General features: G+C 52.0%; 15 tRNA genes and 1 rRNA gene. All 16 read left to right on the top strand.

Going from position 1 to position 2,050, the window contains the following annotated elements:
* A 5S ribosomal RNA gene (gene rrf, locus KIH86_RS30280) occupies positions 1-77 on the top strand; the annotation flags it as partial.
* 35 nt (positions 78-112) lie between these two features.
* A tRNA-Ile gene (locus KIH86_RS15545) sits at positions 113-189 on the top strand.
* Positions 190-192: 3 nt separating this feature from the next.
* Positions 193-265, top strand: a tRNA-Asn gene (locus tag KIH86_RS15550).
* Positions 266-336: 71 nt separating this feature from the next.
* A tRNA-Ser gene (locus tag KIH86_RS15555) sits at positions 337-425 on the top strand.
* Positions 426-474: 49 nt separating this feature from the next.
* Positions 475-546, top strand: a tRNA-Glu gene (locus KIH86_RS15560).
* 116 nt (positions 547-662) lie between these two features.
* Positions 663-738, top strand: a tRNA-Val gene (locus KIH86_RS15565).
* A 73-nt stretch (positions 739-811) separates the two neighbouring features.
* Positions 812-885: transfer RNA gene (locus KIH86_RS15570), tRNA-Met, on the top strand.
* Positions 886-961: 76 nt separating this feature from the next.
* Positions 962-1,038 (top strand) — tRNA-Asp (locus tag KIH86_RS15575).
* Between the two features lie 48 nt (positions 1,039-1,086).
* A tRNA-His gene (locus tag KIH86_RS15580) sits at positions 1,087-1,162 on the top strand.
* A gap of 26 nt (positions 1,163-1,188) precedes the next feature.
* A tRNA-Gln gene (locus tag KIH86_RS15585) sits at positions 1,189-1,263 on the top strand.
* A gap of 8 nt (positions 1,264-1,271) precedes the next feature.
* Positions 1,272-1,347, top strand: a tRNA-Lys gene (locus KIH86_RS15590).
* Between the two features lie 9 nt (positions 1,348-1,356).
* Positions 1,357-1,444, top strand: a tRNA-Leu gene (locus KIH86_RS15595).
* Positions 1,445-1,453: 9 nt separating this feature from the next.
* Positions 1,454-1,528: transfer RNA gene (locus KIH86_RS15600), tRNA-Gly, on the top strand.
* 7 nt (positions 1,529-1,535) lie between these two features.
* Positions 1,536-1,612, top strand: a tRNA-Arg gene (locus tag KIH86_RS15605).
* A 171-nt stretch (positions 1,613-1,783) separates the two neighbouring features.
* A tRNA-Pro gene (locus tag KIH86_RS15610) sits at positions 1,784-1,857 on the top strand.
* A gap of 14 nt (positions 1,858-1,871) precedes the next feature.
* Positions 1,872-1,942, top strand: a tRNA-Gly gene (locus KIH86_RS15615).
* Positions 1,943-2,050 lie beyond the last annotated feature (108 nt).

Below are 2,050 nucleotides of genomic sequence, written 5' to 3' on the forward strand. Positions count from 1 at the left end.
CGAACACGACCGTTAAGCCCTCCAGCGCCGATGGTACTTGGACCGAAGGGTCCTGGGAGAGTAGGAAGCTGCCAAGCGGATAATCAAAAGTTAAATACATAGTGTCCAAAAAGGGCCTTTAGCTCAGCTGGTTAGAGCGCACCCCTGATAAGGGTGAGGTCGGTGGTTCGAGTCCACTAAGGCCCACCATGGTCCCTGATAGCTCAGTTGGTAGAGCACTCGACTGTTAATCGAGTTGTCACAGGTTCGAGTCCTGTTCGGGGAGTTACTTTCCGGAAGGCAAAAGTAAAACAGAAATGTTTAGCTTACTGCTTTCCGGGGTACCTTACCTATCATGGAGAGGTGTCCGAGTTGGCCGAAGGAGCACGATTGGAAATCGTGTAGGCGTCAAAAGCGTCTCGAGGGTTCGAATCCCTCTCTCTCCGTTGGATTTTCCGGATTCGTATGAAGGAAGCAACATTCTTTAATTAGCGCGGCCCGTTGGTCAAGGGGTTAAGACACCTCCCTTTCACGGAGGTAACAGGGGTTCGAATCCCCTACGGGTCATATCTGCTTCTTCGAATGGGGGTGAGAACCCCAAAGATTCGTCGGAGCATGACATCGTAAGGAATACATCGCAGTCGGCTCGCTTGCGAGGCGTATCCCCTACGGGTCACCAATATGGAGGCTTAGCTCAGCTGGGAGAGCATCTGCCTTACAAGCAGAGGGTCGGGGGTTCGATCCCCTCAGCCTCCACCATAAACCATCCCCCAAAAGTGAAGGAATTCCGATTGCTTTCGGGGAGCTTATAACAACTTTATACTTTTACTGACGCGGGGTGGAGCAGCCCGGTAGCTCGTCGGGCTCATAACCCGAAGGCCGCAGGTTCAAATCCTGCCCCCGCAATTATCCCCAAAAAGTGAAGATATGCTTTGTAGCGTATTCCGATTACTTTCCGGGGACCCCAGCAGTACTTAAACGTGGAACCGTGGTGTAGAGGCCTAACATGCCTGCCTGTCACGCAGGAGATCGCGGGTTCGAATCCCGTCGGTTCCGCCATTTGTTTTACCTGATTTACACAGCCTTTCAAACCATCTTTAGTGCATGGCGGTCGTGGCGAAGGGGTTAACGCACCGGATTGTGGCTCCGGCATTCGTGGGTTCAAGTCCCATCGATCGCCCCATTAACTTACAGGCAAGTCCGTTTTATTGGGGATTAGCCAAGCGGTAAGGCAACGGACTTTGACTCCGTCACGCATAGGTTCGAATCCTATATCCCCAGCCATTATATGCGAGCCATTAGCTCAGTTGGTAGAGCACCTGACTTTTAATCAGGGTGTCGAAGGTTCGAGTCCTTCATGGCTCACCATCGTTATATGCGGTCGTGGCGGAATTGGCAGACGCGCACGGTTCAGGTCCGTGTGGGCTAACCCCCCGTGGAGGTTCGAGTCCTCTCGACCGCACCATCTTAATACGCGGACGTGGCTCAGCGGTAGAGCATCGCCTTGCCAAGGCGAGGGTCGCGGGTTCGATTCCCGTCGTCCGCTCCATATAGATGCGCCCTTAGCTCAGCTGGATAGAGCGTTTGACTACGAATCAAAAGGTCGGGAGTTCGAATCTCTCAGGGCGCGCCATCTATACATCATTGAATGATTCAAGCGTCACCTGATTCGAACGGAAGAGTTCGTCGGAGCATAGGCTTCGTTAGGACTGCTTCGCAGTCGGACACGAAGTGTCCGCATCTCTCAGGGCGCGCCATCTATAACATCATTGAATGATCCTAGTTTCACCTTTACTCTTTATAACGGGATGTAGCTCAGCTTGGTAGAGCACCTGGTTTGGGACCAGGGGGTCGCATGTTCGAATCGTGTCATCCCGATTTTCCTTATATTTGCGGGTGTAGTTCAATGGTAGAACTTCAGCCTTCCAAGCTGATAGCGTGGGTTCGATTCCCATCACCCGCTTACTGCGTCAAAAAGACCTCTGTGTTGCAGCAATGTCATTAAGTTTAGCTCAAAGACAAGAACGACAATAGAAATTGGAACCAAAACGGCATGGGAATGAGTCCTGTG

The organism is Paenibacillus sinensis, assembly GCF_019904155.1.
In the GTDB taxonomy this organism is placed as follows: Bacteria; Bacillota; Bacilli; order Paenibacillales; family Paenibacillaceae; genus Paenibacillus_AQ; species Paenibacillus_AQ sinensis.